General features: G+C 41.3%; 18 protein-coding genes. 5 read left to right on the top strand and 13 right to left on the bottom strand.

Features of this window, described 5'->3' with window-relative positions:
- The first annotated feature begins 10 nt into the window (after positions 1 to 10).
- Complete coding sequence (locus tag AC1RM2_RS23085) at positions 11 to 703, top strand: LytR/AlgR family response regulator transcription factor (protein WP_492987495.1); 693 nt, start codon at positions 11 to 13, stop codon at positions 701 to 703.
- A 426-nt stretch (positions 704 to 1129) separates the two neighbouring features.
- Here AC1RM2_RS23085 and AC1RM2_RS23080 read toward each other — a convergent pair whose 3' ends face one another.
- The 10 genes from AC1RM2_RS23080 to AC1RM2_RS23035 form a co-directional block, all read right to left on the bottom strand.
- Positions 1130 to 2266: an alpha/beta hydrolase family protein gene (locus AC1RM2_RS23080; RefSeq protein ID WP_492987494.1), complete on the bottom strand. Its 1137-nt coding sequence runs from the start codon at positions 2264 to 2266 to the stop codon at positions 1130 to 1132.
- 286 nt (positions 2267 to 2552) lie between these two features.
- Positions 2553 to 3560 (bottom strand): Kelch repeat-containing protein, encoded by a 1008-nt coding sequence (locus AC1RM2_RS23075; protein WP_492987493.1) that lies wholly within the window; start codon positions 3558 to 3560, stop codon positions 2553 to 2555.
- Positions 3561 to 3626: 66 nt separating this feature from the next.
- Positions 3627 to 4994: a DUF4270 family protein gene (locus AC1RM2_RS23070; RefSeq protein WP_492987492.1), complete on the bottom strand. Its 1368-nt coding sequence runs from the start codon at positions 4992 to 4994 to the stop codon at positions 3627 to 3629.
- A 565-nt stretch (positions 4995 to 5559) separates the two neighbouring features.
- Positions 5560 to 5910 (bottom strand): hypothetical protein, encoded by a 351-nt coding sequence (locus AC1RM2_RS23065; RefSeq protein WP_492987491.1) that lies wholly within the window; start codon positions 5908 to 5910, stop codon positions 5560 to 5562.
- Positions 5911 to 5955: 45 nt separating this feature from the next.
- Positions 5956 to 7176, bottom strand: coding sequence for an ABC transporter permease (locus AC1RM2_RS23060; RefSeq protein ID WP_090652580.1), 1221 nt, complete (start codon positions 7174 to 7176; stop codon positions 5956 to 5958).
- Between the two features lie 10 nt (positions 7177 to 7186).
- Positions 7187 to 7933 carry an ABC transporter ATP-binding protein gene (locus AC1RM2_RS23055; protein WP_304441811.1) on the bottom strand — a complete coding sequence of 249 codons (747 nt, stop codon included), beginning with the start codon at positions 7931 to 7933 and terminating at the stop codon, positions 7187 to 7189.
- Positions 7933 to 9132, bottom strand: coding sequence for an efflux RND transporter periplasmic adaptor subunit (locus AC1RM2_RS23050; RefSeq protein WP_090652582.1), 1200 nt, complete (start codon positions 9130 to 9132; stop codon positions 7933 to 7935). The genes AC1RM2_RS23055 and AC1RM2_RS23050 overlap by 1 nt, the downstream gene beginning before the upstream one ends.
- Before the next feature lie 16 nt (positions 9133 to 9148).
- Positions 9149 to 10435 carry a TolC family protein gene (locus AC1RM2_RS23045; RefSeq protein WP_255369922.1) on the bottom strand — a complete coding sequence of 429 codons (1287 nt, stop codon included), beginning with the start codon at positions 10433 to 10435 and terminating at the stop codon, positions 9149 to 9151.
- Positions 10436 to 10627: 192 nt separating this feature from the next.
- On the bottom strand, positions 10628 to 11380 hold the full coding sequence (locus tag AC1RM2_RS23040) for a LytR/AlgR family response regulator transcription factor (RefSeq protein ID WP_492987490.1): 753 nt from the start codon (positions 11378 to 11380) through the stop codon (positions 10628 to 10630).
- Complete coding sequence (locus AC1RM2_RS23035; protein WP_492987489.1) at positions 11380 to 12138, bottom strand: sensor histidine kinase; 759 nt, start codon at positions 12136 to 12138, stop codon at positions 11380 to 11382. The genes AC1RM2_RS23040 and AC1RM2_RS23035 overlap by 1 nt, the downstream gene beginning before the upstream one ends.
- A 687-nt stretch (positions 12139 to 12825) precedes the next feature.
- On the opposite strand from AC1RM2_RS23035, the gene AC1RM2_RS23030 reads away from it, so the two are divergent.
- The 4 genes from AC1RM2_RS23030 (at position 12826) to AC1RM2_RS23015 (ending at position 17839) form a co-directional block, all read left to right on the top strand.
- Positions 12826 to 15153, top strand: coding sequence for a TonB-dependent receptor (locus AC1RM2_RS23030; RefSeq protein ID WP_492987488.1), 2328 nt, complete (start codon positions 12826 to 12828; stop codon positions 15151 to 15153).
- Between the two features lie 66 nt (positions 15154 to 15219).
- Entirely contained in the window at positions 15220 to 15969 is a 750-nt protein-coding gene (locus AC1RM2_RS23025) for a DUF4249 domain-containing protein (protein WP_492987487.1), read from the top strand.
- A gap of 125 nt (positions 15970 to 16094) precedes the next feature.
- On the top strand, positions 16095 to 17120 hold the full coding sequence (locus tag AC1RM2_RS23020; RefSeq protein WP_492987486.1) for a sensor histidine kinase: 1026 nt from the start codon (positions 16095 to 16097) through the stop codon (positions 17118 to 17120).
- Complete coding sequence (locus tag AC1RM2_RS23015; protein WP_090652589.1) at positions 17117 to 17839, top strand: LytR/AlgR family response regulator transcription factor; 723 nt, start codon at positions 17117 to 17119, stop codon at positions 17837 to 17839. The genes AC1RM2_RS23020 and AC1RM2_RS23015 overlap by 4 nt, the downstream gene beginning before the upstream one ends.
- 47 nt (positions 17840 to 17886) lie before the next feature.
- On the opposite strand, the gene AC1RM2_RS23010 is transcribed toward AC1RM2_RS23015, so the two are convergent.
- The 3 genes from AC1RM2_RS23010 to AC1RM2_RS23000 form a co-directional block, all read right to left on the bottom strand.
- Positions 17887 to 18471: a TetR/AcrR family transcriptional regulator gene (locus AC1RM2_RS23010; RefSeq protein WP_492987485.1), complete on the bottom strand. Its 585-nt coding sequence runs from the start codon at positions 18469 to 18471 to the stop codon at positions 17887 to 17889.
- A 72-nt stretch (positions 18472 to 18543) separates the two neighbouring features.
- Positions 18544 to 21687 (bottom strand): efflux RND transporter permease subunit, encoded by a 3144-nt coding sequence (locus tag AC1RM2_RS23005; protein WP_492987484.1) that lies wholly within the window; start codon positions 21685 to 21687, stop codon positions 18544 to 18546.
- A 64-nt stretch (positions 21688 to 21751) separates the two neighbouring features.
- Complete coding sequence (locus tag AC1RM2_RS23000) at positions 21752 to 22804, bottom strand: efflux RND transporter periplasmic adaptor subunit (protein WP_492987483.1); 1053 nt, start codon at positions 22802 to 22804, stop codon at positions 21752 to 21754.
- Between the last annotated feature and the right edge of the window lie 17 nt (positions 22805 to 22821).

Here is a 22821-nt window from a genome sequence, read left to right as displayed (position 1 = left end):
TTGCTTAATAGTGGAAGATGAACTTCCTGCGCTGGAATTACTTGCTGACACCATACGTCAGGTCCCCTTCCTGAATCTTTTAGGAACCGCGAGAAATGCTTCAGATGCCATGAGCTGGCTGGATTTGTATAACATTGATCTGATGTTCCTCGATGTTGAGATGCCCGGGATAACGGGACTGGAGTTTTTACGATCCCTTACTCGCCCTCCTTTAGTTATTCTTGTTTCTGCTTATGAGCAATATGCGTTACAGGGTTTTGAACTAAACGTTGTAGACTATCTGGTAAAGCCGGTTCCTTTCTCACGGTTTTTAAAAGCGGTCCGTAAGGCTCAAAGCATTTTAAAAAACCTGCACACGGTGGGTACTCTCACACCATCTGAAACCGAATATGTATTTATCAACGCCAATTATTCCCTGGTTAAGGTTATTCTGTCCGACATCATGTATGTTGAGGGGCTTAAGGACCATGTAAAGATTCACCTTGTTTCCGGAAAAACGGTCATCACCCGTCTTTTATTAAAAGACGTTGAGGAAAAGCTCAGTTCCGGAAAATTCATGCGTGTACACAGGTCATATATCATAGCCCTTGATAAATTGGATACCATACAAAAGACCCAGGTTATGATCCAGGGCATAGAAATTCCTGTTAGTGATGGTTATCGCCAACAATTACAGCACTACGTTACAAGTAGAAATTTCTAAAGTGTCGCGGGCTGGCACAAAGCTTATTCTACGTTATCGAAGGAGAAAAAGATGCAAGTTGATTGATGCTATGACTGTTATAGCGTTAAGGTAAATTTATAATTCTGATAGCCCAGGTTATGTAACGATAGACTCATCATATAATTTTGGTAAGCTACTTGTTTTATGAGTAGCAAGCTGTTACGATGTGGGCGTAATATAAAGCTCGGACCTTTAGTAAGATGAGAATACCGGACGAGAAGATAACGCCAGGTAACAAAACTGGAAAGCCTTGATAGCCACAAATACGTTGTTGTGTACCCAAGGCCCGGCAAAGAGGACAAATAAAAAAGCGAATTGTCTCCTGGATTACTTAAAGTCGCCCGGCTTAAGCTGGTCGGGACTCATGTGCTTAGGATTGCCAATCAAAAATCCGCCTGCTTTTGATTAATGTTTATGCGAAGGTGGTCTTTTGGAACTGTTTGCGTTGAAGACGTAACCTAAGGAAAAATTAAAATTCAAACCGCTAATGGCATCAATTTTTCCTAGTGAGGCAAATTTTGTAGATTGAATATATCGAAGGTTGGTACCTAAAACTAATCTTTTCATAATCCTGAAGTCGATACCTGATCCTAATGTCATCTGCAACGGATGACGGTAGTCTGAATTGAGATTTGGCATGTTGCCGCCTTTAACCTTTGCGCCGGCCGCAAAGATCCAGATCAATCCGCCCCCAGCCATCACATAAGGATGTATGACACTACCAGATAGTAATTCATGTTTAAGTCCTAAACTAATCGGTACAATAAGCCCGCCGCCGACTTTGGTTGTTTCGCCTGCACTTTCGTTTTTTCTTGGAACGCTTAGGTTACCAACTCCCACAAACCAAGCTGTAGAATTGCTGAACCATTTCGTCAAAGTAAAAGCTTTGATCGAATGTGCATCACTGAGGTCCATATTAGTACCGTCTTTTATATTCGTTTTAACTGATCCGAACATGTAGAGTCCTCCGGCGCTGAAATCGATTACCCAGCGTTTATAAAAACTATATTGCATGACAGAGTCAGGAGCAGGCTCTGCCAAATCATCGGCAACCCATAAATTGTATTTTTTCGATGTCTTTGTTTTGGCAGCAAGCATCTCCTTCAAATTCTGCGAAAGCTCCTGCGACATCGAGACTACTGAACGGCTTTCAGCTATCAGGTCAGGATATTTAATCTTTAGATTTTCAACCAGGCAATAACCCCCTGTGTCGCTAACAATATAAACGCGATTTCTGTCATGCTGAAAATCTTGATAAGTATCTGCAATAATTGTGTTTAAGAATTCAATGTCGTTCTCGACTGCATCATCGGCACAACTCCATTGGCCACGTAGGCCAGCGGGGAACAACATGTTACAGGGATATTTAGAAAGCTGTTTTTGGGCCAACAGGTAGGTCTCATTTGCATCACTTCCATTTTGGTGAAGCACAATGACTAACGGAAGATTGGTGGTTTCCTGTTGGTCATTAATGTTGGTGTAGTACAAGTAACTTCTGTTTTGCCCGTTAATTTTTTTAATAAACGTCTGCTGTGCTCTCAAAGCGTGCGAGGTTACGGTTAACACCGCAGTCAGTACTACGATGTGCCTGATTATACAGGTTCTATAGAGACAAAATCTATGCGTTATTGAATTGTTCAAAATGGTCTTTAATTAAATGCTTTTAATTGGTGGTTAATAGGTTGAACAGTTTGCTTAGCAAACCGAGCTCCATTCCACTATTGGATGGGATTGTCCTCAACGCAGCGTTGAGATGCCCAGCGTCGCGAACTATGTCTCAGCGCTGTGCTTATCTTTCAATGCAAAAAAAATTAATAGTGGTCAAGTCTTAATCATCATCATCGACAGCATTTGGATCAAATACCCAGGTATCATCTAATCTGGTACTGCCGTTATTACCCGTGGTCACATAGGCGAGGTTTTTAATGGTAAATGCTACACCGTAAGCACGATTAGTACCTTCAAATGTATCGACCTGAGTCCAAAAATCTTTAACAGGGTCGTATCGCCAGGTGTCATTCAAGGCAGAATACTTCATTCCACAGGTTATATAACCATTGCCTCCGATTGTAAAGGCCATAGTATTTGACCGGCTGAGGTCATAATTGTCATCATCATTTTTTTCATCATTATCATCGTCATCAAATCTGTTAAGATCGCGTTTTATTATCCAGTTGCCGTCCACTGGGTTAAACTCATATAGTTCAGGAGTGTACGAACCGTTGTTCGTACCACCTCCAACATATACATTACCGTTAACAGTAAATGTAAAAGCGCCGGACCGTTTAACCGTGAGGCTATTTTCCTTTTTCCAGGTATCGGTGTTAGGATCATAGCTGTAAAAATCCGATTGTTCTTTACTATCATTATCTTTCCCCGTTCCAACATAGCCTTTGTTATTTAATGAGAAGGCTACTGCATCATAGCGGCCGACATTGATTGGCATGTCTGCTATCTTTCGCCATGAATTAGTAGACGGAGTATATTCCCAAAAATCCTTTAACGCAGTATCCCCATCGTAGCCCGTACCAAAATACCCTTTTTCGTTTATAGTAAATGCAACACCATTACTCCTTGCCTTACCCGGAAAGACGGCCATAGGGTACCAGGTTTTTTTGTCTCCATCAAACATCCATACATCATTAAACCGATCATCCCCGTCATATCCTGTACCAACATAGGCTTTATTGTCTATCGTAAAAACGAAGGCGCCATTTCGCGGTTCCCCTTCAAAATCGGCCGATCTGCTCCACGCCCCGTCCTTATCGCTGTCTTCTTTTTTGCAACCCACCAACGTGGTAAATAATAACATTATCCAATAAATGCTTCTTTTCATTTTTGTCTGTTTTATAGTCATATAAATTGATTCTTTCATTCTGCGGGTCAATTATTAACCGGTATTTTAGTCCGGAATCTGGTACTTGGTATATTTAATTTTGAGTTTGATTTTTGCCTGAGGACTACCCGGCGAGCCGAGGACAACCCGCTCAACAGAAGTTGGGAGCGTTGAAAGGGGTACACTGATCAGCAAAGAGAGATCTGCGTTATTAGCTGTTTTCCTTAAATTATTAAGGAACTGCGTAATGTTAAAAACATACCGCATTTTGCCCTGTATATCACCATCATAATTTTTCTGTAGTATTGCGGCCTGGTCACCCTCCCCGTAGAAATTGTTAATTGTTGATTGCGGTTTATTTCTCTTGTTAGCAACGAACAAGTTGAGTACTGCAGGTGGATCAAAAACGTTATTTGCATCCTTGGGAATTTCAATGATTAATGTTGCCTGGTTGATTGCATTGACCTTTTCATTCAGCCACTCCAGTATAAAAGGGAATTTGACTTTGGTAACCAATCCAATTCCAGATTGGACAAAACACCTATTGCCAGTGGCGGTATAAGTAAGAGGCTTCTTTCTGATAATGCTTTCTATCGCGGTACCGGTACGGTTACCGGTTATCCCGTTAAACTGCAGGGCGGAATTTGTCAGATTAAAATCAATCGACTTCGCTTCCCTGTTTCCCTGATCTGTCTCTTCTGAATAATAAACCTGAACTGAAGTACGGCTGGCCTTAAAATTAAGTACATTATTCCCGGTGCCTTGACCGGCAATCAACGCGATCCCTTTAAAATAATCATCGAATTTATCCTGCGTGGTAATTACCTGGTCGTTGTCCTTTACAAGATTGAAAAGAGACTCGCCTAAGCTGTTAGTCAGTTTAATTGTAATTGAATCAACTCCTTTAGGCCTTGGCCGGAAGCTTTTGCTCCCAAGTAATGTACTTTCAAACCTGACACTGCTGTTATTGTATAATGCAGATGTGGTGTTGATTAATGACTGTTCATCAGGATCACTCACTTTCAAGTTATCTTTAAGCTTAAGCTTTTCTGCAAGCTGATGAACTTCTATTCTGGACATTTGGGTAGTATCACCATAGTATGACCCCGAATAGGCCAGTTTAAGGGTCACCGAATCAAATCGCGCCGTCTTTGAATTTTTGAGGTCCGGACGGTTTGCAGGAACCGCCAAAGGTAGATATGATGACGTTTCAATCACGCCAAAATCCGGATCATTCAATTTTCCTATCAGTATTGTTCCTGTGCCAGAGGTTTTGATAGAATCAAGCAATAAGGTAGCAGCCTGAACCGTCGTCGTGTCGATTTCACTGTAACCCTCACCTGTGTCTTTTCCAAGGTGGATTTCATGAGTATTTTTATTACAGGCAGTTAGTATCATTAGGAACACCACGTATATCGTTGCCGTTTTATTCATTGTTTTTATTCGCTGTTTCTTTTTTTAATCAGGGTAGTTACCCGCTATACCTGTGCGTGAGAACCGTTACACCAGAATATGACGTGATGATATTTACTATCCGGATATTTCGTAGGTAAACATCCGAAAGCTGCATGTTAATAAATGTTAAACACGACGAACCCCCTATATTTCTCCGTCCACGGGCTGTTTTTTCGAGAAGATTGAATTTATTTGATAGCTGTTTTCAGGCTAGGACGCCTGGAAGTATATCCGTTTCAAATGGGAATTATAGGTTTTAATAGTGAATCAGCGCGAAGCTATCGGCCTCGTTTTCGGAATCGGAAGATTATCGCGCCCCTTATGTTACACCTCTTTGTTCTAACTCTTATATCGAGTAAAAAGATAGCTGTTAAATCGCTGTCTTCTTACTTTAGTGATCATAGGGATTTCCCGATGTTCAATATTGTATAACCTGCTTTTTGAGTAGCAATAAGTGCCCTGAAAAACAGGCGAAATGTTTGTGCTGTAAAATCAGATCGGGGTGAACTACTGATGAATCTACCCCGATCTTAATGGAATTCGTTTACTTTTCTTTCTTTAAAACCAGGGTTATGGCATCCCCACCGTTCATGCCCGGCAGTGTCAATGTGATCACATTGTCCTTGACCTTACCGGTAACTTTGGTGGTATTGCCCATCAAGTCCATGGTGAACGACAGGTCATCATCTTTGATAACACCATTTTGAAGGGTGGCGGGCGTTCCGTCAGGACCTGTAGTTGTTCCCGTTAGCTTTTCGCCATCAACTTTAAATATATAGGTCACGTCGAATTGATTCATTACTTTACCTGTCCATTTACCGGTAATATCTGCACCAAAACATGTGGCGATTACGGCGAGAGTGAATAATGCGGTTGTTAGCGATTTTCTGATCATTTCAGTTAATTTAAGTGTTTATAAATTGGGTTAATTTGGTTTTGCTTATTCATATCGCAGCGCTTCTATCGGGTCAAGTTTTGAGGCTTTTAGCGCCGGGTAATATCCAAAGAACACACCGATCACCGTACACACGGTGAATGAAACGATAATCGACGATTCATTTAAAACAGGGGGCCATGCCAATGCCTTGGCAATGATGAATGCTAAACCCTGCCCAATTACAATCCCGATAACCCCGCCTGTAATACTGATCATGATGGCTTCGATCAAAAATTGGTTGAGTATGTCTTTTCCACGGGCACCAATAGACATCCTGAGTCCAATCTCTTTGGTGCGCTCTGTCACTGAAACATACATGATATTCATGATACCGATACCCCCGATAATTAATGATATACCTGCAATAGCGGTCAGCAGGGCAGTTAGTAAGCCGGTAATGGTTCCCAATGTTTTGATCAGTTCTGCCTGCGTCCTGATCACGAAATCATCATCTTCCGTAGCACGCAAACGGTGTGTTACCCTCAATATCTTTGAAATCTCATCTGATGCAGCTTCTGACAGGGCCTCGGATTTTGCCGAAGCGTAGATACTCCCGAAATAAATAGACGCAATTACACGCTTCTGTACTGTGGTATAGGGTGATAAAATAATATCATCCTGATCCTGCCCAAAAGTATTTTGCCCTTTTACGGCTAAGATCCCGATGACCTGGAAAGGAATCTTGTTAAAGCGGATGATTTTGCCCAACGGGTTAACGCCTTTCGGAAAAAGGTTTTTCACCACCGTTTGTCCAATTAAACAAACTTTTGCAAAGGTCCTTACGTCCCTGTCGGAAAACATGATACCATCGCTAATGGACATATTTTTTATAGCGAGATATTGTGAATTTACTCCCTCTATGGTTGTTGGCCAGTTTAACGAACCGTTTATGGCTTGCCCTTTGGATTGAGAAGATGGCGAAATCCCATTAATATAAGTAGCACTTTTTTCAATCGCTAATATATCTTTTATCGTCAAGGTCTCTACATTGGCGCCTTGCAGCCTTGCACCACCAGGCACATTACTGTTAGGCATTACTGTGATCAGGTTGGAACCTAACCCTGCAAGAGAATTATGTATGCTTATTTTGGACCCTGCCCCGATGGCGCCAATGGTAATTACAGCGGCAACACCAATTATGATCCCCAGCATCGTCAATACAGCCCTGAGTTTATTACGCTGTAACGCTCTCAAAGCAAGTCTTATTAAATTTATTATTTTCATGATCTATAAATCAATAATCATCTGTTACCGGTAAGGCGGCAAGCATTTCTTTTGCCGATTTCCTGTTCTTGTGAAAGGTGTCTTTTACCACCCTGCCGTCTTTAAGGATAACCGTCCGGCTACTGAAGGCAGCTATATCTGGTTCATGCGTAACAAATACTATGGTTTTGCCTTGTACTTCATTAAGTTCCTGCATCAGCGCCATGATTTCGTAGGAGGTACGCGAATCTAGGTTACCTGTGGCCTCATCTGCGAGTATCATCACCGGCTCGTTAACCAAAGCTCTTGCGATGGCTACCCGCTGCTGCTGTCCACCTGAAAGCTCATTAGGCATGTGATGCATTCTGTCAGCAAGCCTTACAGCCTCCAATGCGGCTATCGCGCGTTCTTTGCGAATTGCTGGACTAATTGTTGGGTTGTAAAAAAGGGGTAGTTCTACATTTTCGAGCGCTGTTGTTCTGGGCAATAAATTATAGGCCTGAAATACAAATCCAATTTTTTCGTTACGCAGTTTGGCCAGCTGGTCGCGGTTCTGCCCCCCAATGTTGACGCCATCCAGCAGATAAGTCCCTTCGCTTGGTTTATCCAAACATCCAAGTGTATTAAGCAGGGTAGTTTTACCAGACCCGCTACTGCCCATGATGGTGACAAACTCACCAGCCATTACATCAAAGGAGACACCCTTTAAAGCACGAACTATTTCCGTTCCCATCTGGAACTGCCTTTTGATGTCGCTCAGTTCAAGTATCTTTTTCATTATTGCTTCTTCTTTGCGCCAGGAGGGGCCGGTAAGATTGAACTGGATTCGGCAACTACACCACCTGGTACAGGCAACGAGGAAACAACCTCATCGCTGGTATTTAGCCCTTTCAGTATCTCCGCGTGGGTATTGTCATCCAATCCGATTATTACAAGCGTTTGAACCAGTATATTGCCTTTCTTAATCCAAACGGAACCTGCTTTACCTACGTTGGAACCGGCTTCCTTTGTTTCCGCTTTTGCCTTGACGGGCTGTAAAACAAATTGCTTGTTTATAATGGAATCCGGTGTAAAGTTCAAAGCTTTAGAGCTTATCAATAAGGCATTGTTTTGTTCTTTGGTGTAAACGGTAATATTCGCGGTCATGCCTGGCTTTAGCTTCATATCATCATTCGGGGCATTAATGATTGTCGTATACGTTACTACATTTGAAGATACTTTAGGGTGAAGCCTTACTTCAGCAACTGTTCCCTTAAATGAATCTTCAATATAAGCATCAACTGTAAAGGAAGCACGCTGTCCCTTGGCTACATTGCCGATGTCAGCTTCGTCAATGGCAGCCTGCACCTGCATTTTGGTGATATCTTTAGCCAGCACAAATAATGTAGGCGTGCTAAAGCTTGCAGCCACAGTTTGGCCAATACTAATGTTCCTAGATAATACAACCCCGTCAATAGGTGAATAAATATCGGCATACGAAAGGTTTTTTGTGGAAGACCTCAGTTGCGCCTCCGCGTTGGCAACCCCCGCAACAGCTGCATTATAAGTATTTAAAGATGTCTCATAATCCAGTTTGCTGATAGAGCCGGTGGAGTACAACAGTTTTTGCCTGGCAAAATTGCTTTGGTTAAAGATCAGTTGGCTGCGTTGGGTTTGCAGGTTAGCGCGGTTCTGGTCAACTACGGCCTGTAGCAATGTTTTATCCAGTTGGGCCAGCAATTGCCCCTTTTTAACTCTGGAATTAAAATCCGCATTTACCGCACTAATGGTGCCTGAAACCTGTGTACCCACTGAAACCGTATCTAACGGCTGAATAGTACCCGTAGCAGTCACCGATTGCGATATATAACCGTAGGTTGGTTTCTCGGTTGGTAATACAATGGGTTGTTCTTTTTTCTTAAATGCAACGAACCAAACCAGGCCTGCAATTACGATAACCGATAATGTGATCAGTATCTTTTTATAACTTTTTTTCATCTTATTTCTTGGACTGTTAAAGTTTAACGGGTTCACCTTTATAGAAATCATAGATCTCTATGGTTAATGCGGCATTATATTTTGCCTGTATATATTGTTGTAATGCCTGTATGTAAAGTGTTTTCTGCTGTAAGAACTCCACCATATTAGAAACCCCTAATTTGATCTGCTCATTCGCTACCCGGTAAGTTTCCTGGTTGGATTTAAAAGCTTCTTCGGCGGCGTCAAACTGGTTCTGCGCGTTAATCACATTGATGTATGCCTTTTCGATATTTAATGAAAGGGCCGTCTTGGTATCTTTAAGGGTTAGCTGTGCCTGGTCGATATTGATCTTTGCCTCGGCTACATTTGTTTTATTGAGCCTTTTAGTAAAAATCGGCACGGATAGAGAAAGGCCGACCTGCTGATTAAAGCCATTACTCAACTGCGTAAAATAACCCGGTGTTGACCCGGCATAACTCGACCCTATAAAACCGGAGGCGGTTAACGTAGGTTGGTAGCCGGATTTGGCTTTGTTTAAACCCACTTTCGCGATATCAATCCCCAGCTGGCTGTTTTTTACTTCAGGGCGGTTCGCAAGCGCTATTTGCTGAACCGAATACAAGCTAACGATCGCTTTTTTTGAAAGGATAGTATCCGGTACCACGATATCAAACTGAGTGGAAGTAGGTACTTGCAATAGCTGCTTTAAATTAATCAGATCCTGCCGCTGCGCGTTCTCAGAAGTGATTAGGGAATATTTATCATTGGCATATTGTGCCACCAGTTGTGTTACATCCTTCTTGGCAATGCTGCCGGCTTTAAACCGTTCATTGGCCTGATCAACCTGTGCCTTAGAAGTGCTAAGGACATTTTGCTGATAAATGATTGTTTCCTTATCCAATAGTACGTTCAGATAATATTGCGTGATCTGAAGGGTAATATCGTTTTCCTGTTGTAAAATGCTCAGGTTAGCGGATTCTACCGATAAGTTTTTTTGCTGTATATCGCTTCTTAAATATCCTCCTTGGTATAATGTCCAGGAAGATGTTAAACCATAATTGCCTGAGCCAAATACGCGGGACTTGTAATCTCCGGAAGTGCCTGCTGGGGTATTATTATGGGTAGCGTACTGTGTTGCCGAACCATATAGGTTAGGTAATACTCCCGCCTGGGACAGCAGCAATTCTTGTTCACTTGTTTTTTGGCTAAGTCTGAGGCTGTTTAGTTGAATGTTATTCTTTTTGGCATAATCGAGACAGGTTTGCAAATCCCATTTAAGAGAGGCCATCTGGGTTGTATCCTGCGCAATTACTGGATTCATAGGAATGACAATACAGCAAAGCCCCATGAGTAGGTACGGCATTATTTTAGTCATTACATTGATGATATTTTCTTTGATCCCTAACATGAGTATCAAAGGAATAAGGAATGTTGTACTAAAAAAAGCGTTATAGACACTCAGCAGCAGAACATAGATAGAATGAGGGTTTCAATCTATGGGGTCAATCTGCAATCAGATCCATGTCCTTAAAAAATGAGTGAATACTTCTTTGTACTGTTCGGTTACGTGAATAGTAGTCTGATTGATTTGCACTGAATTTTTGGTAACTGATTTGATTTTATCGAGCGCAACAATAAAGGAGCGGTGAATCCGAAGAAAATTACTATGAGGTAATTTTTCTTCCAGGTTTTTCAGACTGGTCAATGTAAAGATGGGGTTGGCTTCGTTAGACAGGTAAACCTTGATATAATCCTTGAAACCTTCGATATAGAGAATATGACTAATGTTGACCTTGACAAGCTGGTATTCGACTTTAAGATAAATGTATTCCTGTTCCGCTAAATAAGTGGCCTGAGTTTGTTGAGTCGCCGGTTGCTGGTTTTCCCGCATGGCAAAGTATTCCTGTGCCCGCGTTACCGCTTTGGAAAAATCCACAAAATTAAACGGCTTCAGCAGGTAATCTAGTGCCGCCACTTTATAGCTTTCCAACGCATATTGATCGTAAGCGGTTGTGAAAATGATGCGCAGACTTTGCTTATTCGGCGACTGCTCGATTATCCTGGCCAATTCAATGCCACTAAGGTCAGGCATCCTGATATCCAGAAAAACGAGTTGGATTCCTGGCAATTCATGTATCGCTTTTAAGGCCGTTAACGCATTTGAATATCGTCCCGACAACTTCAAAAAGGGTGTTTGGCTTATATACGAGGAGATGCGGTTTAAAGAGATCGGCTCATCATCAACAGCTATACAGTTTATAATCATTACAGGGTGAGATTTAATTGTACCGTAAATTCATTGGCTACTTGGTTACTTTCTACTTTTAACTGATGCTTACCGGGATAAATAAGATCCAGTCTGCGTTGCGTATTGATCAGTCCAATACCATTACTTTCTTCCAGGTTTTCTGCTTTTTCAATGAAAATCGAATTGCGTACTTCAATATTTAATGTTCTGCCGATTTGTTTTATACCGATGTAAATGTAGCAGGGATGGATCGAACTAATCCCATGCTTAAATGCATTTTCAATAAACGGCAGGAAAAGCATAGGTGCAACTTTAACATTCCTAAGATTATTGGGTTTGTCAAATATGATCTGAACCTGATCCGTTAGCCTTAATTGCATCAATTTGATATAATCCTCAACAAAATTGACCTCTTTTTCAAGCGTTGTTTCATCGTTTTTGGTATCATACAATACATAACGCATCATATGAGATAAGGTATATATGGAATCCCCGGCCGACCGGGTATCGGTTTCGGTTAATGCATGGATGGTATGCAAAATATTAAAAAAGAAATGTGGGTTGATTTGCGCCTTTAAGAAAGCTAACTCGGAACTGATCTTTTCCTTTTCTGAATTTTGTACTTTAAGCTGATCCTGCTGGATCTTCTGCACTACTGCTATAATGATACCGACTCCAAAAACAACCAGCGTAATGATAATGATGCTAAAATCAACAACCGGATCATTTTGAAAATTAATGTGAGCCCTTTGCTTTGCAAAAATTTTCTCCATCATTACCGGAAGGTTAAGCAACGCACTTATCAGGCGATTAAGCAGCACCATAATTACCAAGGAACACGTTACCAGTACGGCAAACAAAAAACTTTTGCTTTTATAAAGTATCCGCGGAACGAAAACATTAAGGTTGAGATAAAAAACACCTGCCCATAAAAAATAATTGATTCCCTGCTTTATCCAAAATTGTGGAGGCAAACTTATAGGCCAGCTAAGCGGTAGGCACGTAATTACCAATAATCCTAATAGCAAAAAAAAATGGACTGATAATACCAGTTTCTTTAATGAGGGTAGCGTCATTGCTTATAATTGATGGTCTTTATAAAATTAGCTCATCTGGAATATATATCGCAATTGACAAATTTATCTCAATTAATGTCTATGCAATAGATATAAAGGCATACAAAATAGATGAAATGATGGTTTTACTCTACGGAATAAATCACGCTGATGCCTTGGCAATTACAGAACCATTGACCGCCTATTTCTGAGATGTTCAGTGCTTCGCCCTTATTTACAAAAAAATATGTGCCCTGCAAGAAATTTTTAAATATTCGTACTAACGCTTTTTATTTCTATAAACAAACGCCACTTTCCTATAAATTATAACAGGTTTGCTATAATTCTTAAACTCCTGATTGCCGCTAAAATTACTTTCGTAGTAATTACTCGAAATAATCCGCATCAATGACAAAAACAATACTCCTGATTGTCCTATTTTTAATAGCAACATCATCCTTTGCGCAAAAAAAATACACGATAAGTGGTACCATTAAGGACGAGGTCACCGGTGAGCAACTAATAGGTGCTACAGTAAAAATAAAGGAACTTCCGCAAAGTGGGACAGCAACAAACACCTATGGTTTTTATTCCTTATCAGCCGTTGATGGTGAATATACTTTATTGTTTACTTATATAGGTTATGAAACCGTTGAACGCCGGATTTCTCTGCATCAAAGTCAGACCATTAATATTGGATTATCGCCTAAAAGTGAACTAAAAGAAGTGGTTATCAGTGCTAATAAACCCAACAATGATAATATCGTCACGCCGCAAATGGGGGTTGAAAAATTAAACATGGCGCAAATTAACCAGGTGCCTGTACTGCTGGGAGAAAGGGACGTATTAAAGACCATATCCTTAATGCCGGGCATAAAATCGGCTGGTGAGGGGAACACCGGTTTTTATGTCCGGGGCGGCGCGTCAGACCAGAATCTGATCCTATTGGACGAGGCCACCGTGTACAATGCATCACATTTTTTTGGCTTTTTCTCAACGTTTAATTCTGATGCTATTAAGGATGTCAGCATTTACAAAGGCGGAATGCCGGCGGAATATGGAGGCCGGTTGTCATCTGTGCTCGATATTAAAATGAATGAAGGCAATAATAAAAGTTTCACTGTACAGGGCGGCTTGGGTTTGATCTCCTCGCGCATCAAAGTCGAAGGTCCCTTAGTCAAAGACAAAGGATCGTTTATGATCAGCGCCAGAAGAACCTATATTGACCTTTTCCTGAAGGCTTCGTCTGACTCTACCATTAAGGGTAGTTCGCTTTATTTTTATGATCTTAATGCTAAGGCAAACTATCATTTCGATGACAAGAACGCTATTTATCTTTCCGGATACTTTGGAAAGGATGTTTTAGGGTTAAAAAACACCTTTGGCACAAACTGGGGTAATTCTACCGGCACGATTAGATTCAACCATTTATTTAGCAACAAACTATTCTCCAATACTTCCCTGGTATACAGTAACTATAATTACACTATACAAAGCTTTCAAAGCAATGACAATTTTAAGGCTACTTCAAAAATTACCGACCTCAATCTGAAAGAAGATCTGCAATATTCGGTTGCAGATAGCCATACGTTAAAGTTTGGGTTGAATGTTTTGCATCACTCGATTGCGCCGGGTAGCATTAGCACAACTTCTTCATCCAGTTTTAACACCAGGAGTACTGAACAACGATACGGCCTTGAGAATGCGTTGTATGTGAGCGATGAATGGAAGGCGAATAGCCAGTTGACATTCTTGTACGGCGTGAGGTTAAGCGGTATGTTCCTTTTAGGGCCGGGGACATTCAGTACCTATGATGCCTCAGGGAATATTGTTACTTCTACTACCTATGGCTCGGGACAATCGGTAAAATCCTATTTTAATCTTGAACCCCGCTTTTCTGCCAGTTACCAGCTGAATGATGAGAGCTCGGTTAAGACATCTTATAACCGCAATACTCAGAATATTCACCTGTTAACTAACTCGACCAGCAGCACGCCTACTGATCTTTATGTAATGAGCAGCAACAATATCAAACCTGAAATAGCTGACCAGGTATCTGCGGGGTGGTTTAGAAATTTTAAAGACAATACCTATGAATTTTCGGCTGAGGTTTATTACAAATGGATGCAGAGCCAGATCGATTACAAGGATGGAGCACAATTGATCGCCAACCAGGATGTGGAGTCGCAGCTTACTTTTGGTTCGGGAAGGGCATATGGACTGGAATTGTTTTTTAAAAAGAAATACGGCCGTTTTAACGGTTGGATTGGCTATACGTTATCCCGCACAGAACAAAAGTTTGCCGCCATCAATAACGGTGGTTATTACCCGGCGCGGCAGGATCGCACACATGACTTATCTGTAGTGGGTATTTATCAGCTGAATAAGCGTTGGTCGTTTTCGGGAGCCTTCACTTATGGAACCGGGAATGCTGTTAGTTATCCGACCGGTAAATATGAGGTTGGCGGCCTGACTACTTTTTCTTATTCACAGCGTAACGGGTACCGGATGCCCGCATCGAACCGGCTGGATATAGGCGCCACATTGGAAGGAAAGGAGCACAAAAGATTTCATTCCAGCTGGACATTCGGGATATATAATGTCTATAATCACCGGAATCCATATCTTATTACTTTTCGGGATAGCAAGACCGTGCCAAATACTACTGAAGCGGTGGAGACCAGCATTTTTGCAACGCTTATTCCTTCTGTTACCTGGAACTTCAAATTTAAATGATCAAACCGCATGAAAATAATGAACTTAAAATATCAGATCGTCATACTTTTTTTATTATTCGAAACAATGTCATGTACCAAGGTCATTGACCTTAAATTAGGCGACGATACCGGTAAACTGGTTATAGAGGGCAATATTACCGACATGAGCGGTGTTCAATACGTTAAACTCAGCCGTAATGTTACTTTTACAACTACAAATACCTATCCTCCTGTAAGTGGTGCGGTCGTTTCGGTTAGTGACGGTAGCGGCACTAACTATATGTTTACCGAAGGACCTTCTGGCACCTATTCTATCGCCTCAATGAAAGGGATCACAGGTAATACCTATACCATGACCGTTTTAACGGGAGGAAAAACGTATACAGCCAGTTCAACTATGTCCGGGTTGATACAATTGGATTCTATAACAGCAAAAACCAGGGAGCTGGATAATAGCAAGAACCAAAAGGAGATCACTGTACACTATCAGGACCCAGCCGGGACAGTTAACCAGTATCGTTTTGTGATGTATGTAAATAATATCCAGGTGAAACAAGTCTTCGCTTTTAACGATGATTTTACAGACGGTAGATATGTTCATAATAATCTGCGCGAAGATGATATTGATATTTACCCCGGCGATACCGTAACTGTGGAGATGCAATGCATCGATAAACCAGTCTATACCTATTGGTATACTCTGATGCAGCAAGGAGGCAGTAACGGCCCCGGAGGGGCAGTTGCGCCGGCAAACCCACCATCCAACATTTCCCCAACTGCATTGGGCTATTTTAGCGCGCATACAACACAAAGCAAATCGATTATCGTAAAATAGACGGTTGACATGGAGTAAGCAGGGTATTCAAGGTGATATAAATGAACGTTTTTATATTAAAATCGAACTTTCATCCTATACAGTGGTCGTATATTTGAATGAACAATATCATAATTTAATTTATCGTGGACGAGCAGCACAGGCCATTGAATAAAAATTCCCCCTGGGGATTATGGACAAATCCCAGATACAGGTTGTTTCGGCATTTCATTGCCTTATTTGTAATCAGTGCAATGGTTTATAATGTCCCTATTTTGCCTAACGAATCTTTCGCATACTATATCAAAATCAGTCTTTTGTCTTTACTGTTGTTCATGTTTTATACGAATATGTACCTTTTGGTGCCGAAGTTTTTGCTGCGCAACCGGTACTATGGATATGGCCTTGGGATTGTAGCATATCTTGGACTGGCCTACTTGCTGGTAAGCCATGTAAAACCATATTTGGAAGCTGACCGCAAAGATCAAATATTAGTGCCCACTATATTTTGGATTGTTGTGCTGGTTGCCGCGTCTACAGCGATCAAACTCTTTCAACGTTGGATAAGAGATTCGGAGCGTATCAATGAACTGGAGAAAACTACTATACAGGCTGAATTAGAACAGCTCAAGAATCAGATTAATCCACATTTTCTGTTTAATATGCTGAATAATGCTAATTTGCTTACTCAGAAAGATCCCGTAAAAGCTTCACAGGTATTAATGAAACTTAGCGATCTTTTGCGCTACCAGTTGTATGACAGTACAAGGCCAAAAGTGCTGGTTACGGCCGATATTCAATTTCTGACTGATTTTCTTAACCTGGAAAAAATACGCCGGGATAACTTCGATTTCCAAATAAATCAAGAGGGTGAAATTAATGGGGTACAAGTAGCGCCATTGTTATTTATTACCTTTGTAGAAAACGCCATCAAACATAATGTGGATGCTGAAAGACTATCTTTTGTTGATTTGAATTTTAGAGTAAAGGGTGACGAGTTGTATTTTAAATGCATCAACTCAAAGCCACCGGTGAAAGTGAAAAGCAACCCAGGTGGTTTGGGATTAGCTAATTTAAAGCGAAGGCTTGAATTACTTTATCCTGGCCAGCATGATCTGTATGTAAGAGACGAAGCACATCTTTTTTGCGTAGCCTTAATGATAAAGTTATGAATTGCATCGTTGTAGATGATGAACCGCTAGCCAGGGAGGCTATTCAATTGCTGGTTGAAAAAACAAAAGACCTGCACCTTTTGGGTAGCTTCAACAGTGCCAATGCGGCTTCAAAGTTCATGGCGGACCATGCAGTTGACCTGATCTTTCTCGATATACAAATGCCAGGTATAAGCGGTATCGAATTTGCAAAAACTGTCCCTTATGAAACGTTGGTTATTTTCACAACGGCGTTCAGTGAATATGCTCTTGATAGTTATGAGGTTGAGGCCATCGATTATCTGGTTAAACCCGTTCAAAGCGAGCGCTTCCAAAAGGCCGTGAGTAAAGCAGCTTCCTACCTTCAGCTTTTAAAAACAGATCATTCCGGCGATCATATAGAGACGGTAGCTAACGATTACTTTTTTGTAAAAGCGGAACGAAAAATATTTAGAGTCGCTTTAAAAGATATCCTGTTTATCGCTAGTTTAAAAGATTATGTCATATTGCATACCGACGAACAGCGGATTATTACTGCTATGAATATAAAAACGATTCACAAACAATTACCTCAGAGCTTTTTTGTACGTATCAGCAAAGGTTATATAATTAATTTAAGGGAAATCGACTCGTTTGATAATAATACTGTTTTTATCCGTAAACATGAGATCCCGATAGGGAATGCTTACCGGAATTATTTTTTTGACGAGTTTGTCGCAAAGAAACTCTTCAGTAGATAATCGGGGTAATTTCAAACCATAGTTTATTATTACCTTTTTTGCTTCTTTTAGGCAAAGCTGTCTTTTGTTTTATGGTTTAATAATCCCTGACGAAAAAATAAATTAGCTGATTGAATGGATAGCGGTTTGTCATTGAAAAAATCAGGTGCATTCTCCAATATGTTTTTTAGTAACTGACAATATAGCGTCGTCGCGGCCCCAGCTTCTATTTCAATTTTGAAAACACCTTCTGACTGGCCATTTTTAACAATCCCAACCAGGAATGGGCTTAACGTGAACACCCCAAACTCGGCAAGCAAATGATACCCCATGGGCGCCTGCTTTCTTATTCCATGAAAGAATGCAGGCGTTAAAATAGTTAGTATATTTTGAATAACGTTTAAAAAGCGGTCTAATTCATGCAAAGCATCAGGCTTTGTTCCCTCATCTGGTCTCCATGATAGTATGCTTGTATCAAATAAATTTTTAAGAATACATACAATCAGCATCTCTTTATTTTCGAAAAAGCGATAAAGCGTTTTTTTAGAAATCCCGCACACGGATGCGATGTCATCCATGGTAACTGCTTGTGGTCCATAAGCAGCAAATAGGGATGTTGCATTTTCAACTATGTACTTTTCAATATCAGCCATAAAAATTCTTAACTAATTTAAACAGGCACTTACCCGGAAGCAGGTGCCTGTTTGTTTAAATTTTTTAGATGATCAATGATGGTTAGACGTTGTTACGAACTGACTGGTGGTCACTTCTTTTTTTGGAAAGCGCTGTCTGAATTTATCGCCGAAACGGTCAACGCAATAGTAAACCATAGGTACGACGAAAACAGTAAGGCAAAGACTTGACGATAGGCCGCCTATGATCACCCATGCCAGTCCGTTTTTCCATTCGCTGCCCGCCGCGCTTGATGTAGCTATTGGTAACATACCAATAATCATAGCCATCGTTGTCATAAGTATAGGACGTAAACGTTCTTTTCCAGCTTCTATTAACGCCTGCCAACTGGTATAGCCCTTCTCTTTAAGGTGGTTGGCAAAGTCAACTATCAGGATAGCATTTTTGGCCACCAGCCCCATTAACATAATCATACCCAATATGGTGAAAATGCTCATAGAGGATTTGGTTAACGCCAATAACAGAAATACGCCTATGAAGGCCACCGGTAGAGAAAATAATACCACAAAAGGATAAACAAAATTATTGTACAAGGCGACCATTACCAGGTACATGAGTATTACAGCTGCCATAATAGCGAGTCCCATAGCTCCAAATGAATCGCCCTGACGTTCCACATCGCCGCTCCAGCGCAAATCAATGCCTGCAGGTAATGGTTTTTCTATCAATAGTTGTTTGATACTATCGGCAACTACACCTGATGTAACTCCAAGCACGTTGCTTTTGACAGTTACGGAAGTACGCCTGTCCTTACGTTCCAATACGCTGGGCCCGCTGCCTTGTACCACATCGGCAAATTGTGATAACCTGATCAATTGGCCAGATGCATTGATAAACTCAATATTTTTTACATCTTCTACACTGTGCTTGTCAAAATCGTCAAATTTTACCCGGATATCGTATTCGTTGGTGCCCACTCGGTATTTGGCATCAGTATTACCGGCATAGGCATTTTGCAAAACAGCCCCTACCTGGTTAACGTTCAGGCCGAGCTGGCTCATTTTTTCCCGATTGATCCTTACTTCGGCCTCCGGATTACCTTCTTCAACGCTTAGCGTAGTGTTAATTGCGCCAGGCATAGCTTTAATTTGCTGCTTCAACTGATTAGCAGTTGCCATCAGTTGGGTGCTGTTCTCGCCGTTTAATACCAGTTGAATAGGTTCGCCGCCATTAACCATATCTACCATCGTCGGGCTTATCTTCACCCCTGGAAAGTGTTGGGCGATGTCCTGACTCTTCTGCAACATTATTTTCTCTGTGGGAAGAATCCTCTCTTTTTTGTCAACTAAGGTTACCGTCAGCTCTGATTTGTAATCAGAACCTACGCCAGATACCAATGACGATGTACTTGAACCCGCTACGTTACTAAAAACCGTCGTTACGTCTTGTTGTCTGCGGAGGTAGTCTTCTATTTGTAACGTGCGTAAATTGTTTTGTTTTACAGTTGTATTTTTATCGTACTCCAGCGCAAGTCTGAACTGTCCCTTATCGGTAGCGGTTACAAACTCGCTACCGATAACCCCTAATTTCATAACCTGGCTTAGCAATATAAAAAGCAACACTACAAAACCGCTCATAATCAACTTATGGCTGAGCACCCATTTTAAAGCATTGGTGTACCAGTTCGTTAATCCGGTAATCATTTTTTCGAATAGTAGAAGGGGTTTATGCTGAAGCTTTCTGTTATCCAGAATGGTTATCTTTCCAAAACGCGAAGCAAGCCATGGCGTAAGTGTATAACACACAAAAAGGCTCATTAATGTGGCCACCACAATGGTGGATGAATAAGCGCGCAAAATAGAGCCTACCGTATTTTGAATCAGGCAAAGCGGGCCAAAAACAACCACATCCACCATGGTAATGGCTATGGCCGAGAAACCTATTTCGGAACGTCCATCCAGTGAAGCTGTAACTTTGTCCTTGCCCATTGCTAGATGGCGATGTATATTTTCGAGTACTACTATGCTATCATCCACCAAAATGCCTATTACTAATGACAAGGCAAGCAGGGTCATTAAATTCAGTGTATAGCCAAAAAGATACATCGAAATAAAGGTTGCGACAAGTGATGTCGGGATAGCCAGAAGTACGATAAGCGAATCACGGAGGCTGTGCAGGAACAGCAGCATGATGATCGCCACCAAAATTACAGCCAGTATCAAGTCATCTACAACCCCGTGTGCGGCTTCTAATGTATAATCAGAAGTATCATCAGCGATAATAAATTTTACGCCTTTTGATACATATGTTTTTTCAATGCCGGAAATCTTTTGTTTGATCAGCTGGCTGATGGCAACCGCGTTGGCATCGTTTTGTTTTTTAATCAGCAAGCCAATACCATTTTGCCCGTTATAACGGAACACAGAGGTGACGTCTTTTGTAACATCAGCTACACTCGCTACATCTCTTAACCTGATAGGGCTGCCAGTGGAAGGCATACCGATTACCAGGTCATTCAATTGCGTTACTGAGCTATATTTGCCCGAAAGGCGTACTGTCATTTGCCCGGTCGACTCGGATTTTACTTTACCCGCCGGAAGCTCCTGGTTACCATTGGCTACTGCAGCGGTCACATTAAGGATAGAGAGCCCGTAATAGTCCAGCTTACTTTTATTAATGTTCACCTGGATTTCCCGTTCTTGTCCGCCTATCAACGTAATCTCACCGACACCCGGTATTTGTTGAAACAGTGGATTGATCTGATTTTTGATAATATCATAGAAATCGGCATTGTCCAGTGATGATGTCGCCATCATTTGCATAATAGGCTGGTCGCTTGGGGTTACTTTGCTGATACTGGATGCTTTTACATCCGTTGGCAAATCGCCTTTGATGTTATTTATTTTCCGCTGTGCATCCTGCTGCTTCTCGTCAATATTGCTGCCAGTAACAAACTCGGCGGTTATAATCGATGTACTTTCCAGTGACTGCGACGTAATGGTTTTTATACCATCAACTGTGCTCAGCTCGTCTTCTATTTTTTTAGTAACTGTTTGTTCTACGTTAGCTGGTGCGGCGCCTGGGTAACTGGTAGTTATCACCAGTGTAGGATTAGAGATATCAGGCAGTAATTCGTAACTCAGCTGCTGATAACAAAACAAACCGCCCCCTATTAGCACCGTGAATATAACGATGATGAGTGAGGGTCTTTTTATGGCTATTTCGGTTAATGACATATTTATATTTTTTTAATTTTATGGTTTAAAAGCGTGGTGGTAAAAATTCCTCTACCGGTTTTAGCTATTTCACATCTATTTTAGTGCCGCTGGTCAGATTTACTAATCCTCCTGTGATTACGATATCATTGACTTTCAATCCATTGGTTACTTGAACATCTGTTTCATTGCTGGCACCGATTTCTATATCGCGAAGTTTCGCCACGCCGTTTTGTGCCACATAAACTTGCGGTTTTTGTGAAGAGCCTAACAAAGCAGAGCGGGGAATACTGATCGCGTTTTGCAATGCAGAACTGCCGACGATAACATTACCGTACATGCCTGCCCTTAGTGGCGATTGCACGGTGTTGGTTACCAAAACTTTTACTGTATAATTGTGCGAAGCATCAGCGTTACTGGATATGTAATCTACAGCTCCTTTAAAAATTGTATTAGGGTACACATCCGTTTTTACATTCAGGGACATATCTTTCTTAAATTGCATTACATATTTCTCCGGAACGCTTATCTCTAGTTTAAGTGTCGCTATGTCAATAAGCGTAGCCAGCGTTGTTCCAGGTGATACTATCGCCCCCAAATCAAAGTTGCGTGCCGTTATCACACCGGCAAAAGGTGCCTTGATTGTATATTGATCGATTTGTCTTTGTAATTGCTCAATTTGGGCCTGATTAGTAAGTACCTGGGTATGGGCGTTGTCCATTTGCAATTGGGTAACACCGGTCGGCGCCGCGTTATAACGTTTTAATGTGGTTGCCGCGTTGGCAAGGTTTGCCTTCGCTGAACTGAATTGGGCCTGCAATACAGCATCATTAAGGTGAGCGATCAGCGTTCCCGCAACAACCTGGCTGCCCTCTTTTATGCCAACGGTGATCACTTTTCCTGATGTTTCAGAAGCTATGGATACTTCCCTGCTTGGCGAAAAGGTTCCAAGGAAGGTGGTTGATGCTCCAAAAGACGACTCTTTAACAGTATCGACCTGAACTAAGGCCTTAGCATTGATATTGGCATGGTATACCCTCTCCGTAACTTCTTTCTTATTGGAAGCCAACTTGAATATCGTAAGCGCTACTAAGCCCAGAACGGCAATGATGACAATAAGTCTGGTTGTTTTTTTCATTTTATTATAATTGATAT

Source organism: Mucilaginibacter sp. GW822-FHT03E02, from assembly GCF_058801545.1.
This window is presented reverse-complemented; position numbering and strand designations above follow the sequence as displayed.

What these genes read in the sequence shown, in the direction of transcription:
- AC1RM2_RS23075 (WP_492987493.1), bottom strand. Translation starts at nt 3,560, where the DNA reads ATGAAAAGAAGCATTTATTGGATAATGTTATTATTTACCACGTTGGTG.
- AC1RM2_RS23030 (WP_492987488.1), top strand. Translation starts at nt 12,826, where the DNA reads ATGACAAAAACAATACTCCTGATTGTCCTATTTTTAATAGCAACATCA.
- AC1RM2_RS23035 (WP_492987489.1), bottom strand. Translation starts at nt 12,138, where the DNA reads ATGATGGAGAAAATTTTTGCAAAGCAAAGGGCTCACATTAATTTTCAA.
- AC1RM2_RS23055 (WP_304441811.1), bottom strand. Translation starts at nt 7,933, where the DNA reads ATGAAAAAGATACTTGAACTGAGCGACATCAAAAGGCAGTTCCAGATG.
- AC1RM2_RS23050 (WP_090652582.1), bottom strand. Translation starts at nt 9,132, where the DNA reads ATGAAAAAAAGTTATAAAAAGATACTGATCACATTATCGGTTATCGTA.
- AC1RM2_RS23065 (WP_492987491.1), bottom strand. Translation starts at nt 5,910, where the DNA reads ATGATCAGAAAATCGCTAACAACCGCATTATTCACTCTCGCCGTAATC.
- AC1RM2_RS23010 (WP_492987485.1), bottom strand. Translation starts at nt 18,471, where the DNA reads ATGGCTGATATTGAAAAGTACATAGTTGAAAATGCAACATCCCTATTT.
- AC1RM2_RS23025 (WP_492987487.1), top strand. Translation starts at nt 15,220, where the DNA reads ATGTCATGTACCAAGGTCATTGACCTTAAATTAGGCGACGATACCGGT.
- AC1RM2_RS23005 (WP_492987484.1), bottom strand. Translation starts at nt 21,687, where the DNA reads ATGTCATTAACCGAAATAGCCATAAAAAGACCCTCACTCATCATCGTT.
- AC1RM2_RS23070 (WP_492987492.1), bottom strand. Translation starts at nt 4,994, where the DNA reads ATGAATAAAACGGCAACGATATACGTGGTGTTCCTAATGATACTAACT.
- AC1RM2_RS23015 (WP_090652589.1), top strand. Translation starts at nt 17,117, where the DNA reads ATGAATTGCATCGTTGTAGATGATGAACCGCTAGCCAGGGAGGCTATT.
- AC1RM2_RS23060 (WP_090652580.1), bottom strand. Translation starts at nt 7,176, where the DNA reads ATGAAAATAATAAATTTAATAAGACTTGCTTTGAGAGCGTTACAGCGT.
- AC1RM2_RS23045 (WP_255369922.1), bottom strand. Translation starts at nt 10,435, where the DNA reads ATGAATCCAGTAATTGCGCAGGATACAACCCAGATGGCCTCTCTTAAA.
- AC1RM2_RS23040 (WP_492987490.1), bottom strand. Translation starts at nt 11,380, where the DNA reads ATGATTATAAACTGTATAGCTGTTGATGATGAGCCGATCTCTTTAAAC.
- AC1RM2_RS23000 (WP_492987483.1), bottom strand. Translation starts at nt 22,804, where the DNA reads ATGAAAAAAACAACCAGACTTATTGTCATCATTGCCGTTCTGGGCTTA.